The organism is Chromobacterium sp. IRSSSOUMB001, assembly GCF_023507765.1.
Taxonomy (GTDB): Bacteria; Pseudomonadota; Gammaproteobacteria; order Burkholderiales; family Chromobacteriaceae; genus Chromobacterium; species Chromobacterium haemolyticum.
This window is the reverse complement of the sequence record NZ_JALCYU010000005.1, coordinates 153,081-176,846: the sequence shown is the minus strand read 5'-3', so window position 1 is coordinate 176,846 and position 23,766 is coordinate 153,081. Positions and strand designations below refer to the sequence as shown.

Genomic DNA, 23,766 nt, shown 5'->3' with positions numbered 1-23,766 from the left:
AAACCATCATAAATGCCAGTCTGGTGAGCTTGGTGAAAATATCAATATGGAGTTGCTTCGGCTGACTTGTTTCGTATCCGGAGCGGCGCGTAAGTTTGACTTTAGTTGCCTAGAAACTTGGTTGTGACACTCAGTCTTTGCATGGTTGTGCTGATGTTTTTTTTTGAATGTAAGGCTGAATTGTTAGCCGCAATTAAATGGGAGGCGTGTGTGCATTGCGATGATTTATTTTCAATGAGTTCGACCCGGCCGACTCGCCAAGCGACAAGGGAGGGAGCGAATGTGGTTTTTCTTGAGTTTTTGTACTAATTTGTTGCAAAATCTAGCATCCACTCTCTAACAATTAATACATTCCGCCGATGAACATTTCTCTCCCCTTTGCGCTGCGCGCCTGCGCCGCGCTGTGCTTGTCATGGCCCGCTGTCGCGCCGGCCAAGTCCTTGCCGGCCGCCGAATCGCCGGTGGTCTCCCAATATCTGCAACAGGCCAAGGCCAGCCAGCAGCCGGCCGAGCTGCTCAGCTCTGTGGTGGAGGACGGAGTGGAGGTGCGGATGTACCGGATGGTGTCGCAGCAATGGCCGGGAGCCGGCAGCGGCATTGTCAGCAACGCGCCGCTGTGGGAGCAGCAGTACAAGCTGGTCCTGCCCTTGAAGCGCAAGCCGGGCGCGCCGGTGTTGCTGTACGTCAACGGCGGCAGCAATCACGCGCAGCCGCCCAAGCTGCCGGACCGCTTGCCGGCGGAGGCGCTGGCACGCGATCTGGGCGTGCCGGTGGCCGAGCTGTATTTCGTGCCCAATCAGGAATTGCAGCTGGACGAGCAGCCCACCGGCCGCGAAGACGCGCTGGTGGCCTATACCTGGCGCAAGACGGTGGATCAGCCGCAGGCGGAACGCTTCAGCTCCCTGCATCTGCCTATGACGCAGGCGGTGAGCGCGACGATGGACGCCTTGCAGCGCAGCCTGCCGGGCAGCGAGCGTTTTGTGGTGGCCGGCGCGTCCAAGCGCGGCTGGGCCACCTGGCTGGCCGGCTTGAACGACAAGCGGGTGAGCGCCATCGTGCCGGTGGTGGCGGATTTCTGGAACGTGCGCGACAACTTCACCCATGTTTACAACAGCTACGGTCAGCAGTGGCCGGTGGCGCTGCGCGATTATCAGCGCAACGGCATCACCGAAGACGTTTTGCAGGGCGGGGCCGGCCTGGACGCCTTGTTGAAGTTTGAAGACGTGGTCAATTACCGCGCTAGCATGGAGCGCTTGAGCAAGTACATGATTTCCGCCTCCGGCGACGATTTCGCGGTGCCGGATTCCGCCTGGAGCTATCTACCGGCTTTCACCGGCCCCACGCAGCTGCGCTATCTGCCCAACCAGTCGCACTATGTGAAGGGTGATCAGATCGGCAAGGCCTTGCGGCAGTTCATGCGCCGTTGGCTGGCCGGCAAGCCCATGCCGCAGGCCCAGGTGGGTGCGGACCCGGCCAGTGGCCGCTTGCGCGTCAGCGTGACGGGGCGGGAAGCGGGCAAGGCCACGTTGTGGCTGGCGCATAATCCCAAGAGCCGGGATTTCCGTTTCAATTCCGGCATCCGTTATCAGCCCAAGCCGATTGAGGGCCAGTGCCGACGCGGCAGTTGTCGCTTCGAGTTCAAGCCGGACGCTTCGCTGCCGGGCTGGCAGGCTTACTTCATTGAGTTCGAGGGTCAGGATTTCGCTTGGAGCACGCCGCCGCTGGTGTGGCCGCACGCCTATCCCAGCGGTGAGCCGGTGCCATTTGGCGCGCCGCGTTTGCAATTGGGGCGCTGAAGGCGTTTGGGCGTGCGGTTTGACCGCCTGCGCCTGATCCCTAAGCCGGCTGAGCCGGCTTTTATTTTGCTCTTGTTTTGTATTTTTTAGTCCAAAGTGGACTTTTTTGTTTACATTATGGATTGTAAAGTCTACGATGGATTCATTGATCCAATGTGAGTGCCGCCATGCTGTCCCGTTACCAGTCCATCGCCGACGCCATCGCCACCTTGTTCTATCCCTACGCCGAGGTGGTGTTGCACGACCTGGCCACCCAGTCCGTGGCCTATATCGCCAATAATTTTTCCAAGCGCGAGCTGGGCGACGATTCCGGCCTGGACGAACTGGAAAACACGCCGGACGCGACGGTGATCGGCCCTTACGAAAAGCTGAACTGGGATAGCCGCAAACTGCGATCCATCAGCGTGGTGCTGCGCGACGACGCCGGGGCCGCGCTTGGAATGATGTGCGTGAACCTGGATATCTCGGTGTTCGAGGGCGCGCGGGCGGCGCTGGACTTGTTCCTGTCCGGCAGCAGGCTGGTGGTGCAGCCGGCGGTGTTGTTCGAGGACGACTGGCAGGAGCGCATCAACCGCTTCATCCACGGCTGGCTGCAACAGCGCCAGCTCAGCCTGTCCATTCTCAACCGCGAGCACAAGCGCGAGCTGGTGGAGGCGTTGCTGCACGAGGGCGCTTTTCGCGGCAAGAACGCCGCAAACTATGTGGCCAACGTGCTGGGCATGGGCCGCGCCACGGTTTTCAAGCATTTGAAAGAGCTAAAGGAGCAAGCATGAAACTGGATTCCCTGTTTGACGACATCGCCGCCGCCCACCAGGCCATCCGCCCGCAGGCGCCGGTCACGCCGTTGGAGCACAGCCCGGCCCTGTCCGCCTTGACCGGCTGCGAGGTGTATCTGAAGTGCGAGCATCTGCAGCGCACCGGCTCGTTCAAGTTCCGTGGCGCCAGCAACAAGCTGCGGCTGTTGGACCCGGCGGCGCGGCGGGACGGGGTGCTCGCCGCGTCCACCGGCAATCACGGCCAAGCGGTGGCGTTGGCCGGCCGCTTGTTGGGTGTGCCGGTGACGGTATACGCGCCGGCGTCCGCCGCCGCGGTGAAGCTGGACGCCATCCGCGCTTTGGGCGCGGACCTGGAGCTGGTGGACGGCGACGCGCTGGCGGCGGAGCTGGCCGCCGGGGACGCGGCGCGGCGGGCGGGCCTGCCGTTTGTGTCGCCCTACAACGATCTGGAAGTGGTGGCGGGCCAGGGTACGGTGGGCATGGAGCTGGCGGAGCAATGCCCGGAGCTGGACGCGGTTTTCGTCTCCGTGGGCGGCGGCGGGTTGATTTCCGGCATCGGCGCGGCCATGCGTCGTTTGGCGCCGGATGTGGAAATGGTGGGCTGCTGGCCGGAGACGGCTGCCACCATGCACGCCAGCCTGCAAGCCGGCCGCATCGTCGAGGTGGATGAGGGCGAGACTTTGTCCGACGGCACCGCCGGCGGGGTGGAGCCGGGCGCGGTGACTTTCGAGCTGTGCCGGGCCGTGATCCGCCATGGCGCGCTGGTCAGCGAGGCGGATATCCGCGCGGCGCTGCGGCTGCTGGCGCAAACCGAGCGCTGGATGGTGGAGGGCGCGGCCGGGGTGGCGCTGGCGGGTTTGCTGCAATTGGCGCCACGTTATCAGGGCAAGAAGGTGGCGGTGGTGCTGTGCGGCCGCAATATTGTGCTGGACAAGTTCCTGAGCGCGGTGGCGGCATGAGGACGCTGGACAAGGACGAGATTCTGGCGCGGCTGGATCTGGAGCGGGCGGAGGCGCTGCTGCGCCAGGGCTTCATCGCTTATTCCGCCGGGCGCGCGCAGTTGCCGCCGGTACAGCATTTCGCTTTTGCCGAGGCCAACGGCGATTGCTGCGTGAAGTCCGGCTATGTGGAGGGCGAGAGCCTGTTCGCGGTCAAGGTGTCGTCCGGCTTTTACGATAATTCCAAGCGCGGCCTGCCCAGCAATCAGGGCCTGGTGCTGTGCTTCTGCGCCCGCACCGGCGCGCCGCTGGCGCTGTTGCGGGACGAGGGCTGGCTCACCGCCTGGCGCACCGCGCTGGCCGGCAGGCTGGCGGCGCGGGTTTTGGCGCCGCGCCGGGTGGCGGCGATAGGGGTTGTCGGCACCGGCTTGCAGGCGCGTTTGCAATTACGCGCCTTGCAGGCGGCGACGCCGTGTCGCGAGGTATGGGTATGGGGACGTTCCGAGACCGAGCTGGCGGCCTTCGCCGCCGAATTCGAGGCGGAGGGCTACCGGCTGCGGACCACGCGGGACGCCGAGCCGCTGGCGCGCGCCTGCCAATTGATCGTCACCTGCACGCCGTCCAGCCAGCCCATTCTGCAAGCCGGCTGGCTGCGGCCCGGCAGCCATGTCACCGCGGTGGGCGCGGACACCGCCGGCAAGCAGGAGTTGGCGATGGAGCTGGTGGCGGGCGCGGACCGCGTGGTGGTGGATTCCATCGCCCAGTGCGCGGCTTACGGCGAGGTATCGCACGCGCTGGCCGCCGGCTTGCTGGTCCGCGAAAGCCTGGCGGAGCTGGGGCAGGTGCTGGCCGGCGAGCGGCCGGGCCGGCAAAGCGAGGATGAGGTTACCTTGGCGGACCTGACCGGGCTGGCGGTGCAGGACGCGCAGATCGCCAAATGCGTGCTGGAGGCTGAGGCCTGAGACGCCGTATCGCCGACGCCCAGCAGACCATGAACAGGTTCTCAGGCCGCATGCGGGAAACCGTGCACCGGCCGTAGCGGCGGCCGGGCGTGGCCCCCCTGTTTTTGCGCCGCCATCAGGAAGCGGGTGTAGTTTTCCTTGCCTATTTGGCGGAAGTTGAATTTGACGGTGTCGGCAGAGAGTGCGACGCCGTCCTTGGCTTGCAGCCGGGCGACGATGTCGGCGACCACATTGTCCGCCTGCTGGCGCAGCGCCGAGCCGGGTTCTTTTTTCAGCATCTCGTTCAGGGTGACGATGGCGGGCGCGTCCGCCAGCCCCATGGCGGACAGGGCGGCGGCGTGCTGGCCAAAGTGCCGCCAGACGATGGCCTGCGAGCCCAGCCTCAGCACGAATTTGAACGGAAAGCCGGTGCGGATGGAGAGCAGTACCGGGTCTATGCACACCAATTGTTCTATGGAGTTGACGCCCTCGGCCGCCAGCGTGGCGGAGATATTGGCGGTCACGCCTTCCAGCTGGATCAACTGGTCGTTTTCCTGAGCTTGTTCCTTGGCGTTCAGGTTCAGCGTCACCAGCCGGCGCAACAGCTTGAACAGGGTGTCCATCGGAAAGGCGCCGACGGCGAAGGCGGACACGGTCTGCGCGGCGGAAGCGGCCTCGGCGGACCCTGCGGCGCTGACGGCCGCGCCGATGGGAATGGCCAGCATCATGCGCAGCGCGTACCAGTACACGTCCGCCACGTTGAGGCTGCGCTTGCGCACGCTCAGCACCATGTCGCTGACCACGAACAGATAGGCGCCGGCGATGGCGGCGCAGACGATCTGCGTGCTGAAGGGCGTGACCAGCTGTTCGTTGGCGGCGAGCAGGTAAAGCATGCTCATGCAAAGGATGGCGATCAGCATCAGCGCCATCGGTGTGAGAAAGGCGGCGCGGCCGTAGTGCTCGCGGTAGATCTGCTCGAACAGTTGCTCGGCGGCGGCTTCCACTTCTTCGTTTTCCGGCAGCGGCCAGGTGTTCAACTGCGGGTGCTTGTCGGTGCGCGGCTGCCAGAATTGGCGCAGGTAATAGATCAGCGCGCCGTTGTTGAGGCGGTTGCGGAACTCCTCGTAGCGGGCGCCCCAGCCGATCACCAGAAAGCGTATCAAGGGCGCGGCCGCCAGAGCCGTGGTCAACAGGCCCAGCACGAAATGGCTGGCATGCTGGGAAAGGGAGAACGGCGGTTTTATCAGCCGCGGCAGCCAGTACAGCGCGGCGATGTCCAGCAATAGCAGGCCTATCCACAAGCTGTGATATTTCAGGTTTTTCATGGCGGCCTCGTTGGCTGGCGCTGTGGCTACCATGGTAGTTCCCCAGCGTAAAATCGCACTCCGTACGAATAACTAGCCCGCCGGCCGGCGGCTACCTTATCGAAAGTCGTGTTGAATCATTGATGGCCGGCCCCTAGCATTTGCCTCGCATTTCATCTGCACGCCAAGGCGCAAGCTTGTCCTCGCCGCCGCTTGTCGGACGCTTCCCTTGCCGCATCCTCCAACCGACCTTCAGGAACGGGACCAGACATGCCGGACATCATCGATTTGAGAAGCGACACCTTGACGCGGATCTGCAAAAGCGACGTGGAGACGCTGGACTTCGCCAAGATCGGCGACGACTGTTACGGCGAAGACCGCTATGTGCGCGAGCTCGAGGCGTACTGCGCCGAGCTGTTCGGCAAGGAGGCGGCGCTGTTCATGCCCTCCGGCACCATGAGCAACCAGGTAGGGCTGCGCTGTCTGGCCGCGCCCGGAGACGAAGTCGTCACCGAGGTGGGCTATCACATCAACTTCTTCGAATCCTCTGCGGTCAGCGTCAACAGCGGTCTGGTGCTGAACCCCTACCATAGCGCGGACGGCATTCTCACCGCCGCCGATGCGCGCATCGCCATCCAGGCCAAGGCGCGCTGGTCCAAGCTCTATGCTGCGCCCAAGGTGGTGGCGATAGAAAGCAGCATTAACAGCTACGGCGGCATTGTTTATCCGGTGGAAGAGATGAGGCGCATGCGCGCGCTGTGCGACGAAATGGACCTGAGCCTGTACCTGGACGGCGCGCGGGTGCTCAACGCCTGCACCCGGCTGGATATGCCGCCGGCGCGCTACGTGCGGCCGGCGGACATGCTGAACTTTTGCTTCTCCAAGGGCGTGGGCGCGCCGTTCGGCTCCATCCTGGCCGGCCCGGCGGAAAAAATAGAGGCCGCCAGGGTATTCCGAAAATGGCATGGCGGCTGTCTGCATCAGTCTGGCTTGATGGCCGGCGTGGCGCTGGACAAGATGGGGCACTGGCAGCGAGTGACGCAGCAGGACAATGATAATGCCGAATGGCTAGGGCGCAGGCTGGGCGAGGCGGCGCGGCTGAAATACCCGGTGGAGACCAATATGGTGTTCATCGAGGCGACGGACGCCAAGGGCGTTGCGGCGCGGCTGGCGGCGCGGGGCGTGATGGCGCTGGCTTGGAAGCCGGACCTGCTGCGCTTCACTTGCAGCAGCCTGGTGACGCGGCGGGAGCTGGAGCGGGCGGCGGACATCATTCGCGCCAGCCTGTGATCGGCCGCCGACATCGTGGCTTCCCGGCCAGTCTGCGCGACGCGGTGTACGGTGTGGAGCCGCTCTTGCAATGTTTCAACTAAAAATGTAAATTTCAACATATTGTTGAATTTAAGCGGCCCAAGCCCGGAGAGATTCGCGCTTGGGCCGCTGGCATGAAAGGGAAACGATGTTGCAATTGGAGCGGCTGGCGCTGCGTGAATTTCGCGCCGAGAATTTGCCCAATGTGTTTTACGGGCTGTCGCACCCGGAGGTGATCAAGCATTACGGCATCCATTACGCCAGCGAGGAGGACTGCCGCGCGCAGATGCGCTGGTTCGACGATATCCGCGCCGACGGCAGCGGTTTGTGGCTGGCGCTGGAAACGCTGGAGGGCCGGCGCTTCTTGGGTGCGGTGGGCATCAGCTCTTGGTCTGAGCAGCACCATTGCGGCGAACTGGGTTATTGGCTGCTGCCGGAACACTGGGGGCGCGGCTATATGCAAGAAGCCCTGCGCGGTTTTCTGGGGCTGGCCTATCGTCGCTTCCCGCTCAACCGCGTTTACGCGCAAGTGGAGGTGGACAATCTGGGCTCTCGCAAGCTGTTGCAAAACGCGGGCTTTACCCTGGAAGGCGTCAGCCGCGAGTGCGAATGGAAAGACGGCCGCTATCTGTCGCTGGCCAATTACGCCATCTTGCGCGCCGAGCATGAGGCGGAGGAGGGCGGCGATGAGTGAGGCGGAACGCAAATACGTGGCGGTGATCCACAAGCGGCTGGAGCCGGGCCGGGCGATGAATGTGTTGGGCCATCTGGCGCTGGCCCTGGCCTGCCGGCTGCGGCGCGCCGACGCGGCGATAAACCACGTGGATTATGTGGACGCCGATGGTGGCGTGCACCCGGCGATCTCGGCCGACCCCTTCATTGTGCTGCGCGCCGACAACTCCTCCAAATTGGCCCAGCTGCGTCAGGCCGCGGCCGAGGCGGGCGTGGCCTGCGTGGATTTCACCGACACCATGGGAGAGGGCGGCAGCGCAGAACAGCTGCGCCGCACCGCGGCCACCCCGGCGGCCGCGCTGGAATACTGGGGCGTGGCCTTGTGCGGCTCCGAGGCGGAGTTGGGGGCGCTGACGCGCAAGTTCAGCCTTTACCGTTGACGGGAGCTTGCATGGAAGACTCGAAGCGGGAGACCGATTCGGCCCAGGCGGAAAAACAGGCCGTGTTGCGTGCGCTGAGCGCCGTGGTCAAGTTGGCGGGCACCATGGTGGACGCGCACACAGAAGTGGTGCTGCATGATCTGAGCCGGCCGGAATGTTCCATCGTTTCCATCGAGAACGGCCATGTGTCCGGCCGCCGGCTAGGCGACGCCATTCTGGGTGGCCCGGCCGGGGACCGGGGCTTTGCCGCCATCGAGCAGGCCATGCGTCAGGGCGGGGCCGAGCCGGCGTTGGTGTCCGGCTACCACACGCTGAGCCGCGACGGCCGGCGGCTGCTCTCCGCCAGCGCCGTTTTCAAGACCACCGCCGGCGAACCCTTCGCCGCGCTGTGTCTGAACAGCGATCGCAGCCAGCTTGAAGCGGCGCTGGCCTGCCTGCAGACGCTGGTGAGCCGCGCGCCGCCGCCGCCGCGGACAGCGCCGGAGCCGCCGGCCATGGACGAGGCGATGCGGGACATCATCGCTCAAGCACTGGACGGCAAGCCGCTGGCGCGGATGAAGAAGGCGGACAAGAAACAGGCGGTGGCGCAGATGCTGGAGCAGGGTCTGTTCATCGTCAAAGGCGGGGTGGAGCGCGCGGCCGAGGCCTTGGGCGTCAGCCGCTACACCATCTACAACTATCTGGACGAAATTCGCGGCGCGGGGAAGGGGGACGAGACATGAAGCTTCCAATCTATCAGGTGGACGCGTTCTGCGATGCGGTATTCCACGGCAACCCGGCGGCGGTGTGCCCGTTGCCGGCCTGGCTGCCGGACGCCACGCTGCAAGCCATCGCCATGGAAAACAATCTGTCCGAAACCGCCTTCCTAGTGGCGGATGGCGAGCGGATGGCGTTGCGCTGGTTCACGCCCGCCACCGAGGTGGACTTGTGCGGCCACGCCACGCTGGCCAGCGCCTGGGTCTTGTTCCATGAGCTGGGCTGGCGCGGCGAGCGCATCGCTTTCCAGACCCGCAGCGGCGAGCTGAGCGCGCGGCGCGATGGCGAGCGCATCGAGCTGCGCTTCCCGGCGGTGACGCCGCGGCCCTGCGCCGAGCCGGCCGGCCTGCTGGCGGCGCTGGGCCTGGACGCCGGCCAGGTGCTGGCCGCCGACGACTACATCGTGGTGTTGGACGACGCGGCGAGGCTGGCGGAACTGCGCCCGGATTTTCAGCGGCTGCGTGGTTTTCCCAAGCGCGGGGTGGCGGTTACCGCGCGCGGCGAGGACTGCGATTTTGTCAGCCGCTGGTTTGGGCCCGGCGTGGGGGTCGACGAAGATCCGGTTACAGGCTCGGCGCACTGCTGGCTAGCCCCGTATTGGGCCGGGGTACTGGGCAAGACCCGGCTGCTGGCGCGCCAGGGCGGCGCGCGCCGCGGCAGCCTGGAGTGTCGGGTGGAAGGCGAGGAAGTGGCTTTGCTGGGGCAGGCGAGGCTGTATCTGAAGGGCGAGATTTACATTTAGGCACGGCGTGTTTCACACGGCGGCTTCCGCCGCCAACTGCTCGTCGCACACCGCCTTGACGCAGGCGCGCAGCCATTGCTGCGCAGGGTCCGCGTCCAGCCGAGGATGCCAGATCATGGAGATGGTGATCTCCGCCACCGTCAGCGGCAACGCGAAACTGTGTAGGCCGGCGCGCAGACGGCCGGTGTGACGTTCCGGCACGGTGGCGATCAGGTCGCTGGCGCTGGCCAGCGCCAGCGCGGTGGCGAAGCCGCCCACGGTAACCGCGACATCGCGGCTCAGACCTTGCGCGCTCAGCGCTTCATCCACCGGCCCAAGCAGTCCGCCGCGGCGGGCCACCATCACATGGCGGCCGGCGGCGTAGCGGGCGGCGTCGATGGCGCCGGTCGCCAGCGGGTGGCCGGCGCGCACCGCGCCGACGAAGCGGTCGCGGAACAGCATGCGTACCCGCAACTCCGGCCCGGCTTCGTGGCCCACCACTCCAGTGTCCAGATCCACCGCGCCGTCGCGCAGCGGCGCGTTGTCCTTGTCGTGCTTGGGCAGAAAGTGCAGCCGCACGCCCGGCGCCTCGCCTTGCAGCCGCTCCAATAGCCGCGGGCCGAAGTTCTCGGCGAAACCGTCGCTGCAGCGCAGCGTGAAGCTGCGTTGCAAACTGTCCAGCCGCAGCGTCCCGGCCGGGCGCAGCGCGCTTTCCGCGTCCAGCACCAGCGCGTGCACCCGTTCGCGCAGTTCTAACGCGCGCGGCGTCGGCGTCAGGCCGCGGCCGGCGCGCACCAGCAGCGGGTCGCCGGTGACGTCGCGCAGCCGCGCCAGCGCGCGGCTCATCGCGGAGGGGCTGAGCCGCAGGCGCCGCGCGGCGCGGGCCACGCTGCCTTCGCTCAGCAGCGCGTCCAGGGTGATCAGCAGATTGAGGTCGGGCATGGGCATGGCCTCACCTTAGCACAAGGATACATGGCGTCAAACGCAACTATTCAGTGCAAACCATGCGTCTTCCGCCCGCTATGGCGGCGGCGTAGCCTGTGTCGAGTCCGTGTCGACGGCCCCGGCGTTTCGGGGCCGGACGCGGTTGGGAGTCGCCGTCATGCCTGTTTCTCCATCCTCTTCTTCTTCCGTCGTCGCGTTGGCTGGCCTGGCGCTGGCCATCCTGCTGGCGTCTCTGGGCGGCAGCGTCGCCAATGTCGGCCTGCCGGCGCTGGCCGCTGCTTTCCGGGTTAGTTTCCAGCAGGCGCAATGGGTAGTGTTGGCTTATCTGCTGCTGATCACGCTGGCCAGCGTCAACGCAGGCCGGCTGGGAGATCAATTTGGTCGTCGACGCGCGTTGTTGGCGGGCATCTGCCTGTTCGTCGCGGCCTCGGCCGGATGCGGCGCGGCCACGGCGTTTTGGGCGCTGATCGCCGGACGCGCTTTGCAGGGCGTCGGCGCGGCGTTGATGCTGGCCCTGAGCATGGCTTTTGTCGCCGACATCGCGCCAAGCGACAAAGTGGGACGGGCGATGGGACTGTTGGGTGCCATGTCCGCCGTCGGCACCGCGCTGGGGCCGTCGCTGGGCGGCGCGCTGATCGCGGGCTTCGGTTGGCGCGCGATGTTCTGGCTCATGCTCCCGTTGGGAGCGCTGGTTTTCGCGCTGGCCTGGCGCGCGTTGCCGGAGGCGCGCGGCTCCGTTGCCGAGCGCGCCGGTTTCGACATTGTCGGCAGCGGCTGGCTGGCGCTGACCCTGGCCGCCTACGCGCTGGCCGTGACCCTGAAGCTTGACCATTCTCGCGGCCATTTCGGCGCGCTCAACGCCGTCTTGCTGCTGGTGGCCGCCGTCGGCTGCGCGGCTTTTGTCCGGACCGAGTCCAGGGCCGCCGCGCCGATGTTGAACTTGGTCTTGTTGTGCGATCCGGCGCTGGCCGCCGGCCTGTTTTGCAATGCGCTGGTGTCCACGGTGCTGATGGCCACCCTGGTGGTGGGCCCGTTCCACCTGGCGCGCGGCCTGGGGCTGGACGCCGCTGGCGTCGGCCTGGCGATGTCGGCGGGGCCGTTGGTGGCGGCCTTGAGCGGCGTGCCGGCCGGGCGGCTGGTGGACCGCCACGGCGCGGAAGCCATGGCGCGCGCCGGTCTGGCGGGCATAGGCGCCGGCGCGCTGGCGCTGGCTCTGCTGCCGTCCAGCCTGGGCCTGGCCGGCTATCTATTGCCGCTGGCGCTGATCACTGCCGCCTACGCCTTGTTCCAGGCGGCCAACAACACCCAGGCGCTGACCGGCGCGGCGGCGCGGCAGCGCGGCCTGGTGTCCGGCCTGCTCAATCTGTCGCGCAATCTGGGCTTGATCAGCGGCGCGTCCTTGATGGGGGCGGTGTTCGCCGCGGCCAGCGGCGCCGCGGACATCGCCGTCGCCGCGCCGCCGCAAGTGGCCGCCGGCACACGCGTCGCCTTCGGTCTGGCGGCGGCGCTGATGCTGGCCGCGCTGCTGGCGTCGGCGCGCGCGCGCGGAAAAGCCGTCCCCTGCTGACGTCACGTTGTCAGCAGGGGGCAGGCAGACTGGTTCTTTTCCACGGCGCAAGCCGCATTTCAGTGAAAAGGAACAAGCCATGACCTTGGCCCCCCAACCCAATCTGCAATTGCTGTATGTGACGGATATCCAGCGCTCCACCGCGCTGTACCGCCGTTTGTTCGCCGCCGATCCGGTGTTCGTCAGCCCGCGCTACGTCGCCTTCAGCGCCGGCGGCGAGGCGCTGTTCGCCTTGTGGAGCGGCGGGGCTGCACCTTATGCCGATGTTCCGAGATTCGTCGAAACCGGTATCATGCTGGCATCCGGCGAGGCGGTGGACCAGCTGTACCACGCTTGGCGGAACGACCCCGATCTGCGTATCGCTGAGCGGCCCAGCACCGAAGTCTTCGGCCGCACTTTCTTGGCGCAAGACCCGGACGGGCACCGGATCCGGGTGTGCCAGCGGGATTGAGCGTTTGCGTCATGCCTGCTGCGCTTTGGTGGTCTGGCCTCGCTGCCGCGCGGCCGGCCTGAAATAAAACTAAGGGTAATCATGCGAATACACATCATGGCCGCCTTGGCGGCGTTGAGCTTGCCCGCCGCGGCCTGGGCCAAGGTGGACAGCTACAAGGACTGGGCGGTGGCCTGCGACAACACCCGCCATTGCGAGGCCAACGGCACCCAGGCCGCGGACGGCGACAATCCGGTCAGCCTGCTGCTCAAGCGCGACGGCGGCCCCAATGCGCCGCTGACCGGAGAGTTGATCGCGGCGGACGCCGACGACGGCAAGGTAGGGCCGCTGACCTTGCGGCTGGGCGATTTCAAACTGGGCGGCTTGAAAACCGAGCAGAGCTTGAGCGCCGCGCAGATGGCGCAGCTGCTGCCGCGCATGCTCAACGCGGACGAGATCAGCCTGAGCGACGGCAAGCTGGAATGGACGCTATCGCTGGCCGGCCTCAAGGCCGCCTTGCTGAAGATGGACGAGGCCCAGGGCCGCCTGGGCACGCCGGGCGCGCTGGTGAGGAAGGGCGCGAAGCCGGAGTCCTCGGTGCCGCCGGCCTTGCCGGCGCCTTTGCTGAAACCCGTGCCGGCGGCGGCCCGGCCCGGCGACGCCGCGCTGGCCGCGCCCATTCTCAAAGCGGTGCGCGAGCGCGGCTGCTGGGAGGACATGCCGGACGCGGAGAACCCGGGGATAGACGTTCACCGCTTGAGCGCCGACAAGGTGCTGGTGCTGCGCGAATGCGGCCGCGGCGCTTATCAGGGCGGTTTCAGCGTGTGGATAGCCCGGGACAAGCCGCCGTATCGGCCGGAGCTGGCCAAGCTGGCCGACGGCGACGCCGCCTATTTAATGAACGCCGAATTCAATCAGGGCGTGCTCAGCAGCTACGCCAAGGGGCGGGGCATAGGCGATTGCAACGTCAGCGCCTCCTGGGCCTGGACCGGCAGCGGCTTCGAACTGATGCACGCCGACGAGGCGCCGCAGTGCCGCGGCATTCCCGGCGGCGTGTCGCTGCGCAGTTGGGTGACGCGGCAGAAATAGGCGGGCTTGGGCCCGCCGTGGCCAACGGCGCCCCGCAAGAGCGCGGGAGCGCCGATGTCCGTCCTTAGCGTGTGGACGCCGCGGAGGAGGCCTCGGGCTGATGGAGGCCGAAGCTCAGGCCGCCGGGCGCGTGGCATTGAGCGAATTTGCCGAAGCCCGGCTCCTCCGCAATCTCTCCGTCGACTTGGCCGCCCAAGGCCCGCACCCGCTCAACGGCCGCGGCCAGATTGGGCACCTGGAAAAACAGATCGATCCGGGGCGCGGTTTCGCCCCCGTGCAAGCCGGCTTTGATCGAGCCGGCCTGAAACCAGCCGCCGCCGTCCGTGCCCATCGGGTGGAAGCTCCAGCCGAACAGTTCGGCGAAGAAGGCCCCGACGGCGCGGGCGTCTCCGGCGCCGATCTCGACATAGGAAATGGGTGATGCCATGGAAATCTCCTTAGGGGATTAAATAGCCTATCGGCCTATTTCAACGGCCTAAGTGATTATAGGCGGGATCAGACCGGACCGACCGCCGCCAACTCCACCCGCCACAGCGCGACGGGACGCGCGGCGTGCAGCCGCAGTGTCTCGCCGCGCCGGGCGACGGCGGCATCCCAGGCCGCCAGCGGCCGCGGCCGGCCGTCTTGCAGCAGTTGCGCGCCGTCCTCCAGCGTCAGCAGCAAGGTCAGCTCGGCGTCGGAACGCAGTTCCAGCTCGCCGTCCACTGTCAGATGGTCCAGTCGCGAACGGTAGCGGCCGCGCCGCGTCATCACGTTGAAATCGGTCAGCGGGCCGTCCAGCAGCCGGCTTTGCGCCGGGGTTTCGCCGGCGAAGGCCAGCGGCGCGTCGCCGGGCGTCAGCCGCAGGCTGTCTCGGCCGTCCAGTTTCAGTTCCAGCCCCGCGCCTTGCAGGATCAGCAGCTGCCGGTCCACGCCGTCGAAGCGCGAGAACGGCCCGTCGCTGGCCACGCTGGCCAGGCTGACGCGGTAGTCGAAGTCGTCGAGGCCGGCCCCGGCCGGGGAGACCAGCAATTGCCGGGTGCTGCCGCCGCCGTTTTTCCACGGGCTGGGCGGGCAGTCTTGCAGGCGGATGAGCGTCATGGCGGGCCTCAATGCAGGTAGTTGATGATCCAGGCGTGGAAGGGAATCGCCACCAAGTCTATCAGTACCGCGCCGCACAGCGGGATGATCAGGAAGGCCTTGTACGAGGTGGCGCCGTGTTTCTGGCATACCGCGCTCATATTGGCCACCGCGTTGGGCGTGGCGCCCAGGCCGTGTCCCATCAGGCCGGCGCACATCACCGCCGCGTCGTAATTCTTGCCCAGCAGGCGGAAGGCGATGAAGACGCTGATCGCCGTCAGCGCGACCACCTGCAAGGACAGCACGCCCAGGAGCGGCAGGGCCAGGTCGTACAGCTCCCAGATCTTCAAACTCATCATCGCCATGGTCAGGAAGACGCCCAGAGAAATGTCCGCGATGGCGTCGATGGCGGCGCTGTTGAGCCGCAGCAGCCGCGCGCGGTCGTTCAGATTGCGGAACACGATGGCGGCGAACATGGCGCCGACATAGGCGGGCAGCACGAAGTCCCAGCGTTGTTCCACTTGCCGGGCGAGCAGCGTGCCGGCGGTCATCAGCGCCAGCACCAGGCCCATGGCCGCGATCAGCGAATCGCTATTCACGGTGACGCTGGCTTCGTGATCGTGATAGGCCGGCGTTGGAGCGGGGCCGCTGCTGGGCTGGATGGGCAATTGGTAACGGCGGATCAGCCAGCTGGCCAGCGGCCCGCCCAGCACGCCGCCGGCGATCAGGCCGAAGGTGGCGGAGGCCAGCGCCACCGCGGTGGCGCCGCGAGTGCCCAGTTGTTCCGCCATCGGACCGAAGGCCGCCGCCGCGCCGTGGCCGCCTTCCAGCGACACCCCGCCCGCCATCACGCCCAGCGTCGGGTCCAGGCCGAACAGGGCAGCCGCGCCGGCGCCGAACACGTTCTGGAACACCGCCAGCGCCCAACAGATGCCCAGATAGATCAGCAAGGTGCTGCCGCCGGTGCGCAGCAGCGCCAGGCTGCCGCCTATGCCCACCGTGGTGAAGAAGGCCACCATGAACGGGGTTTGCAGCGTGGTGTCGAAACTGACCGCGGCGATGCCGCTCTCGCGCAGCAGCAGGACGACGATGGAGACGGCGAAGCCGCCTATCACCGGCGCGGGGATGCAAAAGCGTTCGAAGAAGCGCACATGGCGCTTGAGCCGGTAGCCGGCCAGCAGGGCCAGCACCGCCAGCGCGGTGGTGGCGATCAAATCCAGTTTCCATTGCTGCATGGGTTTCTCCTTTGCAAAAGTGCGGTTCGCCGCTGTGCCGCGGCTTGTTCCGTCTAGCGAGTCCCGCGCTGACGCGCGAGGCGTTAAACAGCTTGCGGAACCGGTTTCAGAGCGGCCGCGTCAGCCGGTGTATCAGCCGCGCCGCGGTGCGGGCGGTCAGTTGATCCTGATCCAGCTCCGGGTTCAGCTCCGCGATATCGGCCAGCCGCAGTTTGCCGCTGGCGCGGATGACGTCGATCAGCGTTTCCAGCGTGGCCAAGGGCACGCCCAGCGCCGCCGGCGCGCTGACGCCGGGCGCTTGCGACGCGGGCAGCGCGTCCAGGTCTATGGTCAGGTACAGGTCGTCGCAGGGCGCGATGAAGTCTCGCAGCGTTTGCAGCGGCTGTTCCAGCCGCCACGGTTGCAACTCTTCGTCGAACAGCAGTTGGGCGTCCAATTGCCTGGCAGTGGAGAACAGCGCGGCGGTATTGGCGGTTTCCGCCACGCCGGCGCACAAGTAATGGAAGGACCAGCCGCGTTGCTCGCAGTCGGCGGCGATCTGGGCGAAGGGGGTGCCGGAGGAGGCGCGCGGGCTTTGGCGCAGGTCCAAGTGAGCGTCGATGTTGACGATGCCAATGCGCGGCGCGCGCCCGGCGGTTTCCAGGTGACGGGCCAGCCCAAGAAAGCTGCCGTAAGCCACCTCGTGGCCGCCGCCCAGCACGATGGGGAACTGGCCGGCGTCCAAGAGGCCGGCCACCTGTCGGCCCAATTCGGCCTGAGCGGCTTCCAGTTCGTCGTCCAAGCAATGGACGTCGCCGGCGTCGTAGGCGGTTTGCTGCTGATGCCAGGCCAGATTGGCCAGCGCCCGGCGGATGGCGCGCGGCGCGGCGGCCGCGCCCGGACGGCCCTGGTTGCGGCGCACGCCGGCATCGCAGGCAAAGCCCAGCAGGGCGAAGCCGGCGGCGACGCCGGGTTGCCATGGGCGCACGCGTTGATGCCAGCGGCGAGCCAGTTCGCCTTCGGCGTCGGTGCGGCCGCTCCAGGCCGCGGGAGGAGTATGTAGCGTCATGCTTGCTCTTTCGGTGTCGGGCCGCTCAGTCGCAGCCCAGGTAAGCGCTGATCTTGCGCGCGGCCTGCCGGGTTTGCTCCACCAACTGGGCGCGGCGTTGGGCGCGTCCGGAGGGCGCCATCAGCGTCAAGGCGCCCAGTAGCTTGCGGCGGCCCTGCAGCAAGGGGGCGCTGACGCCCCAGATGCCGGGGTCGATGGCGCTGTCGCTGGTGGCGTAGCCTTGGCGGCGCACCTCGGCCAGCGTCTGGCGCAAGGTTTCGTGTTCCTCCGGCGGCAGCATGCTGTCCAGGGAGGCCTGGCTTTGCGCTGCCGGCATGAAGGCCAACAAGGCCAGCGCCGACGCTCCGCGCGCCAGCGGCTGCCCCTTGCCGGCGGCGAAGGCGCAGCGCAGCGCCTGCTGGCTTTCCATCATCTCGATGCAAATCACCTGCTGGCGGGTGGCCACCATCAAGGCCACGGTTTCATTGCTCAGCCGCGCCAGCCGCTGCATCTCCGGGCGGGCCTGCGCCGCCAGCGTGTTGTGCTGTTGAAACCCCATCGCCAGTTGCAGGCCTAGCGGGCCGGCGTGATAGGCTCCGTCCTCGCCCGCCTGCAGCAGGCCCCACTGGCTCAAGTGGGTCAGTTGGCGATAGAGCGTGGACGGCGGCAAGGCCAGCCGCCGCGCCATGTCCTTGGCGCTCAGCGGCTGGGGCGAGGCCGCCACCAGTTGCAGGGTTTGCAGCAGACGATCGGAGGAAGAACTGAGGGTGGTCATATCCGGTCTTTATTAGGATTTTCTAACCTTATCTGTTGCGACCGCCGCTAAAAAGCCGGGTTTCCCATATGGCGGTAATTCATCGCAAATTCTTGCTTTTCATTCCCGTATTGCGGGAAATAGGGGGCGGAAGGGAGTTGGGGGCGGCTGGCGCGCGCGGCGGCGCATGGTTTACACTGCAAGCCTGTATCCGTCATGGATAAAGAGAGGCCGTCTCCTCTTGGCGAGGCGGCGACAACGCGGAACGCGCCGACTGTGGAATGGTTCCGCGCCATCATTAAAGAAAGGAGGTAAATATGGTTCAGTTTGCGCGCCCAGAAATGTTGGCTCGCTTGTATGGCACATTTGCCGGCTCTTGCCCGAGTTCCATCGCGCTGCGATAACCGGGTCGGAGCAAAGCCACTCTTCACTTCGAGTTTTACTCGCCGAGTCTTTAGCCGACTCCCATGTTGTCGCCAGCGCTCCTGTTGACAGGGACTTTCGCGTCCCAATGAAACGAGAGCAAGAGCATGACAACCCTGATTTCCGCGCAATCCTTGCAACTGGACGCCGGCCACGGCCCGCTGTTCCAGGACCTTTCCTTTACTGTAAAACTGGGCGACCGAATCGGCCTGCTGGGCCATAACGGCTGCGGCAAGAGCAGTCTGCTTGACGTGCTGGCCGGCCAGCGCGAGGCCAACGCCGGCGAGGTGCAATACGCAGGCCTGTGTCGGCTGCAATATGTGGAGCAACATCTGCCGGCGCGGCTGGCGGCTTTAAGCGCGCGCGCGGCGCTGCTGGAGGCGGTGGATCGCCAGCCGGAGCAGCACTGGCGGGTGGACAGCCTGCTGGACGAGCTGGAATTGTCGGCCGCGGCCGATACCCCGGCGGCCAGCCTCAGCGGCGGCCAGCATACTCGGCTGTTGTTGGGGCGGGCGGTGCTGCGCCAGCCCAATCTGCTGTTGCTGGACGAACCCAGCAACCATCTGGACCTGCCGTCCTTGCTGTGGCTGGAAGACTTTCTGCGCCGCTGGCAGGGCGGTTTCATCCTGGTGTCCCATGACGCGCGACTGTTGGACGCGGTGACTTCGCACAGCTGGATTCTGCGCGACCAGCGCCTGTACCGTTTCGAGCTGCCGTGCAGCCGGGCGCGGGCCGCGCTGGCGGAGGCCGATGCCGCCGCTCGCGCGCGCCATGCCGGCGAGCAGAAGGAGATCGACCGCCTGAACGCCAGCAGCAAGCGGCTGGCGATCTGGGGCCGCGAGCACGACAACGAGAAGTTGGTGCGCAAGGCCAAGTCCATGCAGAAGCGGGTGGAGCGGCTGAGGGAGGAGCAAGCCTTCGTCAGCCGCGGCAGCCCGTGGCGTTTGCGGCTGCAGGGCCAAGCGTTGGCGGCGGACCGGCTGCAAGCCTTCGAAGGCTTGCAAGTGCGTGCCGCGCCGGGCCTGCCGGTCTTGTTCGAGGCCGACGAGCTGAGCCTGCGCAGCGGCGACAAAGTCGCCCTGCTCGGCGCCAACGGCGCCGGCAAGTCCTCCTTGCTGCGCCAGTGCTGGCGGGACTGGCTGCAGGGCGAGGCCGCCGGCTGGCGGCCGCACCCGGCGGCGCGCATCGCTTATTACGATCAGTCGCTGCATCAGTTGGACGACCTCGCCTCCTTGTCGGACGCGCTGTATCCGTTCGCGCCGCTGAGCGACGCGGAGCGGCGCCAGGCGCTGATCTCCGCCGGTTTCGCCTATGCGCGCCATGGCCAGACCGTGGCCACCCTCAGCGGCGGCGAGCGCGCGCGGCTGCTGTTCCTGGCCTTGTCGCTGGCCAGCTATCACTTGTTGTGGCTGGACGAGCCGACCAACCATCTGGATCTGGACGGCAAGCGCGAGCTGGCGGAAGAACTGGCCGGTTTCGCCGGCGGCTTCCTCTTGGTGTCGCACGACCGCGAGCTGATCGAGCAATCGTGCAACCGCTTCTGGGTGGTCAGCGACGGCCGGCTGCGAGAGTGGCCGGACGCCGCCAGCGCCTACGCCCAGCTGTTCACCCCGTCGGCCGTCACGGCCGTGGTAGAGTCGCCGCTTGAGGCCGGCGACACGCCCGCGGCGAACGGCGCGGAGCGGCAGCTGGAACGTTTGTATCAGCTGGAGGCGCTGCTGAGCGCGGACCTGGCACGCAAGCCCAAGCATCAGAAGCCGCATTTGCAGCGGGAATGGCGGCGGGAGATGGGGGCGCTGGAGCGGGAGTTGGGTTTGTAAGCCGGACGGGCGGCGTTAAAAACGCCGCCCGTTCGTCGCCCGTTCGGCCGTTTCGTCCATCGCCCTAGGCGTTTCGTCGCAAGCCGCTATCGGCCGCGTTTGGGGCTGGCTACAGTGAGCAGCGTTAACCACAACGCATCACTAGGAGCTAGACATGGACCGGGAAAAACACGCGGAAGCTTTGGACGGACTGAGCGGCGTCAAGCACAAGATCGCCATTTACTGGCGGCTTTATGTAGACTGGCTGGCCGGGCTCGGCTGGGGGCGGCTGGCGCTGATCTCGCTGCTGGCCTTGATTTTAAGCGGCGTGCTGGCGTTGAGCGGTGCCGTGGTTTTTTTGATACTGATGTCTTTCCTGGTCAAGGCCTGCGTTGCGCCGAAACCGTCGAAGCCGGCGGCGCTGACGGAGAGGACCGAGGAAGAAATGAAGCAAGACCGGGGGGCGTATCATGGATAGGCAAAGACATGCGGAGGCGCTGGCGGGCATTGACCTCGTCAGCCACAAGGCCTCCATCTACTGGTGGCTGTTTTTCGATTGGCTGGCCATCGTAGGCTGGGGGCGGCTGCTGCTGATCTGCTTCCTGGGGCTGATCATGGGCGGCATCATCGGAGTGCCGGTACTGGCCTTTTTCCTGGGCGTGGCTGTCTGCGTCGTCAAGATCGTGGCCGGCGGCAAGCGTCGGGCGGAGCTGCGCGCGGACGAGGCGGTGGTTCGCAGCCAGCAGGCGGAGGAACTGGCCGAGGTGGAGGCGCTGCAACGCCAGTTGGCGGAAGCGCGGATGGGAGCGCTGCAGGCGCAGATCGAGCCGCACTTCCTGTTCAACACTTTGTCCTCGGTATGCCAATTGATGGAAACCGCGCCGGAGCGCGCCTTGCTGATGCAGAAGGCGCTGATCCGCTACCTGCGCTCCTCGCTGCCGGAATGGCGGGATTCTCCGGCGGAAACCAGTCTTGGCCAGCAACTGGAGCTGTCGCGCGCTTACCTGGACATCATGCAGTTGCGCATGGAGGACCGGCTGCGGGTGAGGCTGGAGGTGCCGGAGTCGCTGCTGGACGCGCGCTTTCCGGTGATGATGCTGCAAACCCTGGTGGAAAACGCCATCAAGCACGGCCTGGAGCCCAAGGCCGAGGGCGGCGACATCGTCATTGGGGCGAAGGTGCTGACCGGCGAATTATTAGTGACGGTGAGCGACAGCGGCGTCGGTTTTCCGGAGCAGCCGGGGCAGGGCATGGGTTTGAGCAATATCCGTGAACGGCTGGCCATGCTGCACGGCGAGCGCGCGCAATTGCAGCTGGAAGTGTTGCCGGAGGGCGGCACCCGCGCCACCATAGCCCTGCCGTTCGCGCTGGTGTGAGCGGCTAGCCTGACGGAGGACAGCGATTGATGACGAAACTAAGCGCGGTGATCGCCGACGACGAGCGCCTGATGCGGGAGCAGCTGCGCATGGCCTTGCAGAGAGTGTGGCCGGAGTTGAGGATAGCGGCGGAGGCCCATGACGGCGCCGAGGCGGTGGAACGGGTGCGCGAGCACCGGCCCGACCTCGCCTTCCTGGATATCACCATGCCGGTGCAGAACGGCATCGCCGCCGCGATGGAAATCGACGGGCTGTGTCCGGTGGTGTTTGTCACCGCCTACGATCAGTACGCGATCAAGGCCTTCGAGGAAGGCGCGGTGGACTATCTGCTCAAGCCGGTGGAGGACGAGAGGCTGCTGCGCACGCGTCAGCGCTGGGAGCAGCGGCAATTGGCGCTGCCCACGCACTGGCAGGCGTCCTTGCAGCAACTGAGCCGCCAACTGGCGCGGCCGGACTACCTCCGCTGGATCAAAGCCTCGGTGGGCAACGGCCTGCGCATGATCAGCACCGGCGAGGTCTTGTTCTTTCAGTCCGACGAAAAATATACCCGGGTGCAGACCGCCGGTTGCGAGGCCTTGATCCGCATGCCGATCAAGGAGCTGTTGCAGGCGCTGGACCCGGACGAATTCTGGCAGATTCACCGCTCCACCCTGGTGCGGGTGGACGCCATCGAACAGATCAAGCGCGACGACGGCCAGCGCGGCCTGTTGCTGCAATTGCGCGGCTATGCGGAGCCGCTGGAAGTCAGCCGCAGCTACGCCCATCTATTCCAGCGCATGTGAACGGGCCGTCGCAGCCGGCATGAAAGCTGCTTGTCCATGCCCATGATTCAATGGGAGACCGAAATGATGCGCATCAGACTCGCGCCGGCGCTGGCGGCCGGCGATTACTCGCGCTTAAGCGCTTTGTTGGCGGACAGCGTGGCCGGCGGCGCTTCAGTGGGTTTTCTCGCGCCCTTGCGGGTATCGGAGGCCGCCGCGTATTGGGCGCAGGTGGACGCGCTGCTGGGCGCGGGCTTGCAATTATGGCTGGCGGAGGAGGGCGAGGCGTTGTTGGGCTGCGTGCAGTTGGCGCCTTGCCAGCGCGGCAATGGCCGCCACCGCGCCGAGGTGCAGAAACTGCTGGTGCATTCCGCTTGCCGCGGCCGCGGCGTGGCGCGCCAATTGATGGCGACGCTGGAAGATCATGCACACAAACAGGGCATCCGCCTGTTGGTATTGGATACCGAGGCCGGCTCCGACGCGGAAGAGGTCTACCGCAAACTGGGCTGGAGCAAGAGCGGGGAGATCCCGGATTACGCCGTCAGCCCGGACGGGCGGCTGCATCCCACCGCTTATTACTTCAAGTGTTTGTGACGCGTTGACGGACCGCTCGCAGAGGCGGCCACGGTGCGGTTTTCAGCTTGCGGCGATGGCGGCCAGCGCGTCGCGCACCGCGGAGACAACCCGCTCTGGCTCGGAGAGCTGTGGAAAATGGCCGCTGCGGACGGCGATGACGTGGCGGCCGCGCGGCGACAATGCCGCCAGCCGGCGCTGGCCTTCGGCGCGCGCGTCCAGCACCGCTCTGGGGGTTAGCCAGGACAAGCTTGGCGCGCCGCCGCTGATCACGCACAGGGGGATGTCGGGGAAGGGCGGCGCTTCGGCGATCTGCTCCGCGCTGCGTCTGAGGTGCCCGGTTTCGTTCAGGGTGTCGCGGTCCTGAGCCAAGTCCAAGGCCCGGCGCATCAACTGGCCCAGCCGTCCCAGGCGCGCGTCCAGCGCGTTGATGCCTTCCGGCGCCGCGGCGTCCAGCAATACGGCGGCGGCCACTTCGCCGGCGTAGCTGCGGGCGAACAGATTGGCGATCAGGCCGCCCAGCGCATGGGCCACCAGCACATAGGGCGGGGTCAGGCCGGCCTTGAACAGCAGCGCGCGCAAGGTTTCCATCATCGCGGCGCTGGTCTGAGCTTCGCGAGTGTTGCCGCTGTTGCCGATGCCGCAGCGGTTGTAGGCGAACACGCCGCTGAGCGCTTCCAGCCCCGGAAGCACTTTGTACCAGCTTTCCATCGGCGCGCCGGCATCGTTGATCAACACGATGGGCGGCGTCGCGTCGCCGACGGCGATGTACTCCATGGGGACGCCGTCGATGGCGGCGATAAGCTTTGGGGGCAGGGTGGTCATGACGTAAGCCGGCGGCGGTCGCCGAAAAATAGTCTATCCAGTAGTTTTTGTAAGAGAAAAATTAATTCAGTTCCTGAAAGTCATTATGAAATCGAATTTTCCAGCGCCAAAGGAAGCGGGGCCTGCCCGCCGTCTGTAGCGCGGCGGCAACTTGCGCGTGGATTTGCCGTTGGTCAAGGAAATGGAGAATGGCGGCGCCGTCCCGCTTGAGGCGGCTTTCCGGCCAGTGGTATGTTTGTGGTATTCCC

General features: G+C 66.4%; 25 protein-coding genes. 17 read left to right on the top strand and 8 right to left on the bottom strand.

Annotation, left to right across the window (positions count from 1 at the left end):
• Positions 1-359: 359 nt before the first annotated feature.
• The 4 genes from MOV80_RS08450 (at position 360) to MOV80_RS08435 (ending at position 4,472) form a co-directional block, all read left to right on the top strand.
• Entirely contained in the window at positions 360-1,796 is a 1,437-nt protein-coding gene (locus MOV80_RS08450) for a PhoPQ-activated protein PqaA family protein (protein ID WP_249605006.1), read from the top strand.
• Between the two features lie 167 nt (positions 1,797-1,963).
• Positions 1,964-2,569 carry a PAS domain-containing protein gene (locus tag MOV80_RS08445; RefSeq protein WP_249605005.1) on the top strand — a complete coding sequence of 202 codons (606 nt, stop codon included), beginning with the start codon at positions 1,964-1,966 and terminating at the stop codon, positions 2,567-2,569.
• Positions 2,566-3,531: a threonine/serine dehydratase gene (locus MOV80_RS08440; protein ID WP_019101250.1), complete on the top strand. Its 966-nt coding sequence runs from the start codon at positions 2,566-2,568 to the stop codon at positions 3,529-3,531. The genes MOV80_RS08445 and MOV80_RS08440 overlap by 4 nt, the downstream gene beginning before the upstream one ends.
• Complete coding sequence (locus tag MOV80_RS08435; RefSeq protein WP_249605004.1) at positions 3,528-4,472, top strand: ornithine cyclodeaminase family protein; 945 nt, start codon at positions 3,528-3,530, stop codon at positions 4,470-4,472. The genes MOV80_RS08440 and MOV80_RS08435 overlap by 4 nt, the downstream gene beginning before the upstream one ends.
• A gap of 41 nt (positions 4,473-4,513) precedes the next feature.
• Here MOV80_RS08435 and MOV80_RS08430 read toward each other — a convergent pair whose 3' ends face one another.
• Positions 4,514-5,776, bottom strand: a complete 1,263-nt coding sequence (locus MOV80_RS08430; protein WP_161524059.1) for a hypothetical protein — start codon at positions 5,774-5,776, stop codon at positions 4,514-4,516.
• A 249-nt stretch (positions 5,777-6,025) separates the two neighbouring features.
• Here MOV80_RS08430 and MOV80_RS08425 point away from each other — a divergent pair, with 249 nt between their 5' ends.
• The 5 genes from MOV80_RS08425 (at position 6,026) to MOV80_RS08405 (ending at position 9,676) form a co-directional block, all read left to right on the top strand.
• Positions 6,026-7,045, top strand: a complete 1,020-nt coding sequence (locus tag MOV80_RS08425; RefSeq protein ID WP_081575470.1) for a GntG family PLP-dependent aldolase — start codon at positions 6,026-6,028, stop codon at positions 7,043-7,045.
• A gap of 169 nt (positions 7,046-7,214) precedes the next feature.
• On the top strand, positions 7,215-7,760 hold the full coding sequence (locus tag MOV80_RS08420; protein ID WP_249605003.1) for a GNAT family N-acetyltransferase: 546 nt from the start codon (positions 7,215-7,217) through the stop codon (positions 7,758-7,760).
• Positions 7,753-8,178: a DUF2000 domain-containing protein gene (locus tag MOV80_RS08415; RefSeq protein WP_019101245.1), complete on the top strand. Its 426-nt coding sequence runs from the start codon at positions 7,753-7,755 to the stop codon at positions 8,176-8,178. The genes MOV80_RS08420 and MOV80_RS08415 overlap by 8 nt, the downstream gene beginning before the upstream one ends.
• 11 nt (positions 8,179-8,189) lie before the next feature.
• Entirely contained in the window at positions 8,190-8,900 is a 711-nt protein-coding gene (locus MOV80_RS08410; protein WP_249605002.1) for a PAS domain-containing protein, read from the top strand.
• On the top strand, positions 8,897-9,676 hold the full coding sequence (locus MOV80_RS08405; protein WP_118268056.1) for a PhzF family phenazine biosynthesis protein: 780 nt from the start codon (positions 8,897-8,899) through the stop codon (positions 9,674-9,676). The genes MOV80_RS08410 and MOV80_RS08405 overlap by 4 nt, the downstream gene beginning before the upstream one ends.
• A gap of 12 nt (positions 9,677-9,688) precedes the next feature.
• On the opposite strand, the gene MOV80_RS08400 is transcribed toward MOV80_RS08405, so the two are convergent.
• Positions 9,689-10,603, bottom strand: coding sequence for a LysR family transcriptional regulator (locus MOV80_RS08400; RefSeq protein ID WP_161524058.1), 915 nt, complete (start codon positions 10,601-10,603; stop codon positions 9,689-9,691).
• 154 nt (positions 10,604-10,757) lie between these two features.
• Here MOV80_RS08400 and MOV80_RS08395 point away from each other — a divergent pair, with 154 nt between their 5' ends.
• From MOV80_RS08395 to MOV80_RS08385, 3 genes are all read left to right on the top strand, one after another.
• A complete protein-coding gene (locus MOV80_RS08395; protein ID WP_249605001.1) occupies positions 10,758-12,167 on the top strand; it encodes an MFS transporter in 1,410 nt (469 codons plus the stop codon).
• 79 nt (positions 12,168-12,246) lie between these two features.
• The gene (locus MOV80_RS08390; RefSeq protein WP_107731973.1) at positions 12,247-12,618 is read left to right on the top strand and encodes a VOC family protein; all 372 of its coding nucleotides are present in this window, start codon (positions 12,247-12,249) and stop codon (positions 12,616-12,618) included.
• Positions 12,619-12,699: 81 nt separating this feature from the next.
• Complete coding sequence (locus tag MOV80_RS08385; RefSeq protein ID WP_249605000.1) at positions 12,700-13,686, top strand: DUF1176 domain-containing protein; 987 nt, start codon at positions 12,700-12,702, stop codon at positions 13,684-13,686.
• A 64-nt stretch (positions 13,687-13,750) separates the two neighbouring features.
• Here MOV80_RS08385 and MOV80_RS08380 read toward each other — a convergent pair whose 3' ends face one another.
• The 5 genes from MOV80_RS08380 to MOV80_RS08360 all read right to left on the bottom strand — a co-directional run bounded on the left by MOV80_RS08380 (position 13,751) and on the right by MOV80_RS08360 (position 17,782).
• Complete coding sequence (locus MOV80_RS08380; RefSeq protein ID WP_019103688.1) at positions 13,751-14,113, bottom strand: VOC family protein; 363 nt, start codon at positions 14,111-14,113, stop codon at positions 13,751-13,753.
• Positions 14,114-14,181: 68 nt separating this feature from the next.
• Positions 14,182-14,766 carry a HutD family protein gene (locus tag MOV80_RS08375; protein WP_019103689.1) on the bottom strand — a complete coding sequence of 195 codons (585 nt, stop codon included), beginning with the start codon at positions 14,764-14,766 and terminating at the stop codon, positions 14,182-14,184.
• Positions 14,767-14,774: 8 nt separating this feature from the next.
• Positions 14,775-15,980, bottom strand: a complete 1,206-nt coding sequence (gltS, locus tag MOV80_RS08370) for a sodium/glutamate symporter (RefSeq protein ID WP_019103690.1) — start codon at positions 15,978-15,980, stop codon at positions 14,775-14,777.
• 106 nt (positions 15,981-16,086) lie between these two features.
• Positions 16,087-17,028, bottom strand: coding sequence for a formimidoylglutamase (hutG, locus tag MOV80_RS08365; RefSeq protein ID WP_043590103.1), 942 nt, complete (start codon positions 17,026-17,028; stop codon positions 16,087-16,089).
• A 25-nt stretch (positions 17,029-17,053) separates the two neighbouring features.
• The gene (locus tag MOV80_RS08360) at positions 17,054-17,782 is read right to left on the bottom strand and encodes an IclR family transcriptional regulator (protein WP_019103692.1); all 729 of its coding nucleotides are present in this window, start codon (positions 17,780-17,782) and stop codon (positions 17,054-17,056) included.
• Between the two features lie 509 nt (positions 17,783-18,291).
• On the opposite strand from MOV80_RS08360, the gene MOV80_RS08355 reads away from it, so the two are divergent.
• From MOV80_RS08355 to MOV80_RS08335, 5 genes are all read left to right on the top strand, one after another.
• Complete coding sequence (locus MOV80_RS08355; RefSeq protein ID WP_249604999.1) at positions 18,292-20,004, top strand: ATP-binding cassette domain-containing protein; 1,713 nt, start codon at positions 18,292-18,294, stop codon at positions 20,002-20,004.
• Between the two features lie 154 nt (positions 20,005-20,158).
• Positions 20,159-20,461: a hypothetical protein gene (locus MOV80_RS08350; RefSeq protein ID WP_019103694.1), complete on the top strand. Its 303-nt coding sequence runs from the start codon at positions 20,159-20,161 to the stop codon at positions 20,459-20,461.
• A complete protein-coding gene (locus MOV80_RS08345) occupies positions 20,454-21,359 on the top strand; it encodes a histidine kinase (protein WP_019103695.1) in 906 nt (301 codons plus the stop codon). The genes MOV80_RS08350 and MOV80_RS08345 overlap by 8 nt, the downstream gene beginning before the upstream one ends.
• 29 nt (positions 21,360-21,388) lie before the next feature.
• Complete coding sequence (locus MOV80_RS08340; protein WP_019103696.1) at positions 21,389-22,141, top strand: LytTR family DNA-binding domain-containing protein; 753 nt, start codon at positions 21,389-21,391, stop codon at positions 22,139-22,141.
• Positions 22,142-22,204: 63 nt separating this feature from the next.
• Positions 22,205-22,714 carry a GNAT family N-acetyltransferase gene (locus MOV80_RS08335; protein WP_085951928.1) on the top strand — a complete coding sequence of 170 codons (510 nt, stop codon included), beginning with the start codon at positions 22,205-22,207 and terminating at the stop codon, positions 22,712-22,714.
• A gap of 42 nt (positions 22,715-22,756) precedes the next feature.
• Here the strand turns inward: MOV80_RS08335 and MOV80_RS08330 are convergent, their stop codons facing one another.
• Positions 22,757-23,518, bottom strand: coding sequence for an alpha/beta hydrolase (locus MOV80_RS08330; protein ID WP_249604998.1), 762 nt, complete (start codon positions 23,516-23,518; stop codon positions 22,757-22,759).
• Positions 23,519-23,766 lie beyond the last annotated feature (248 nt).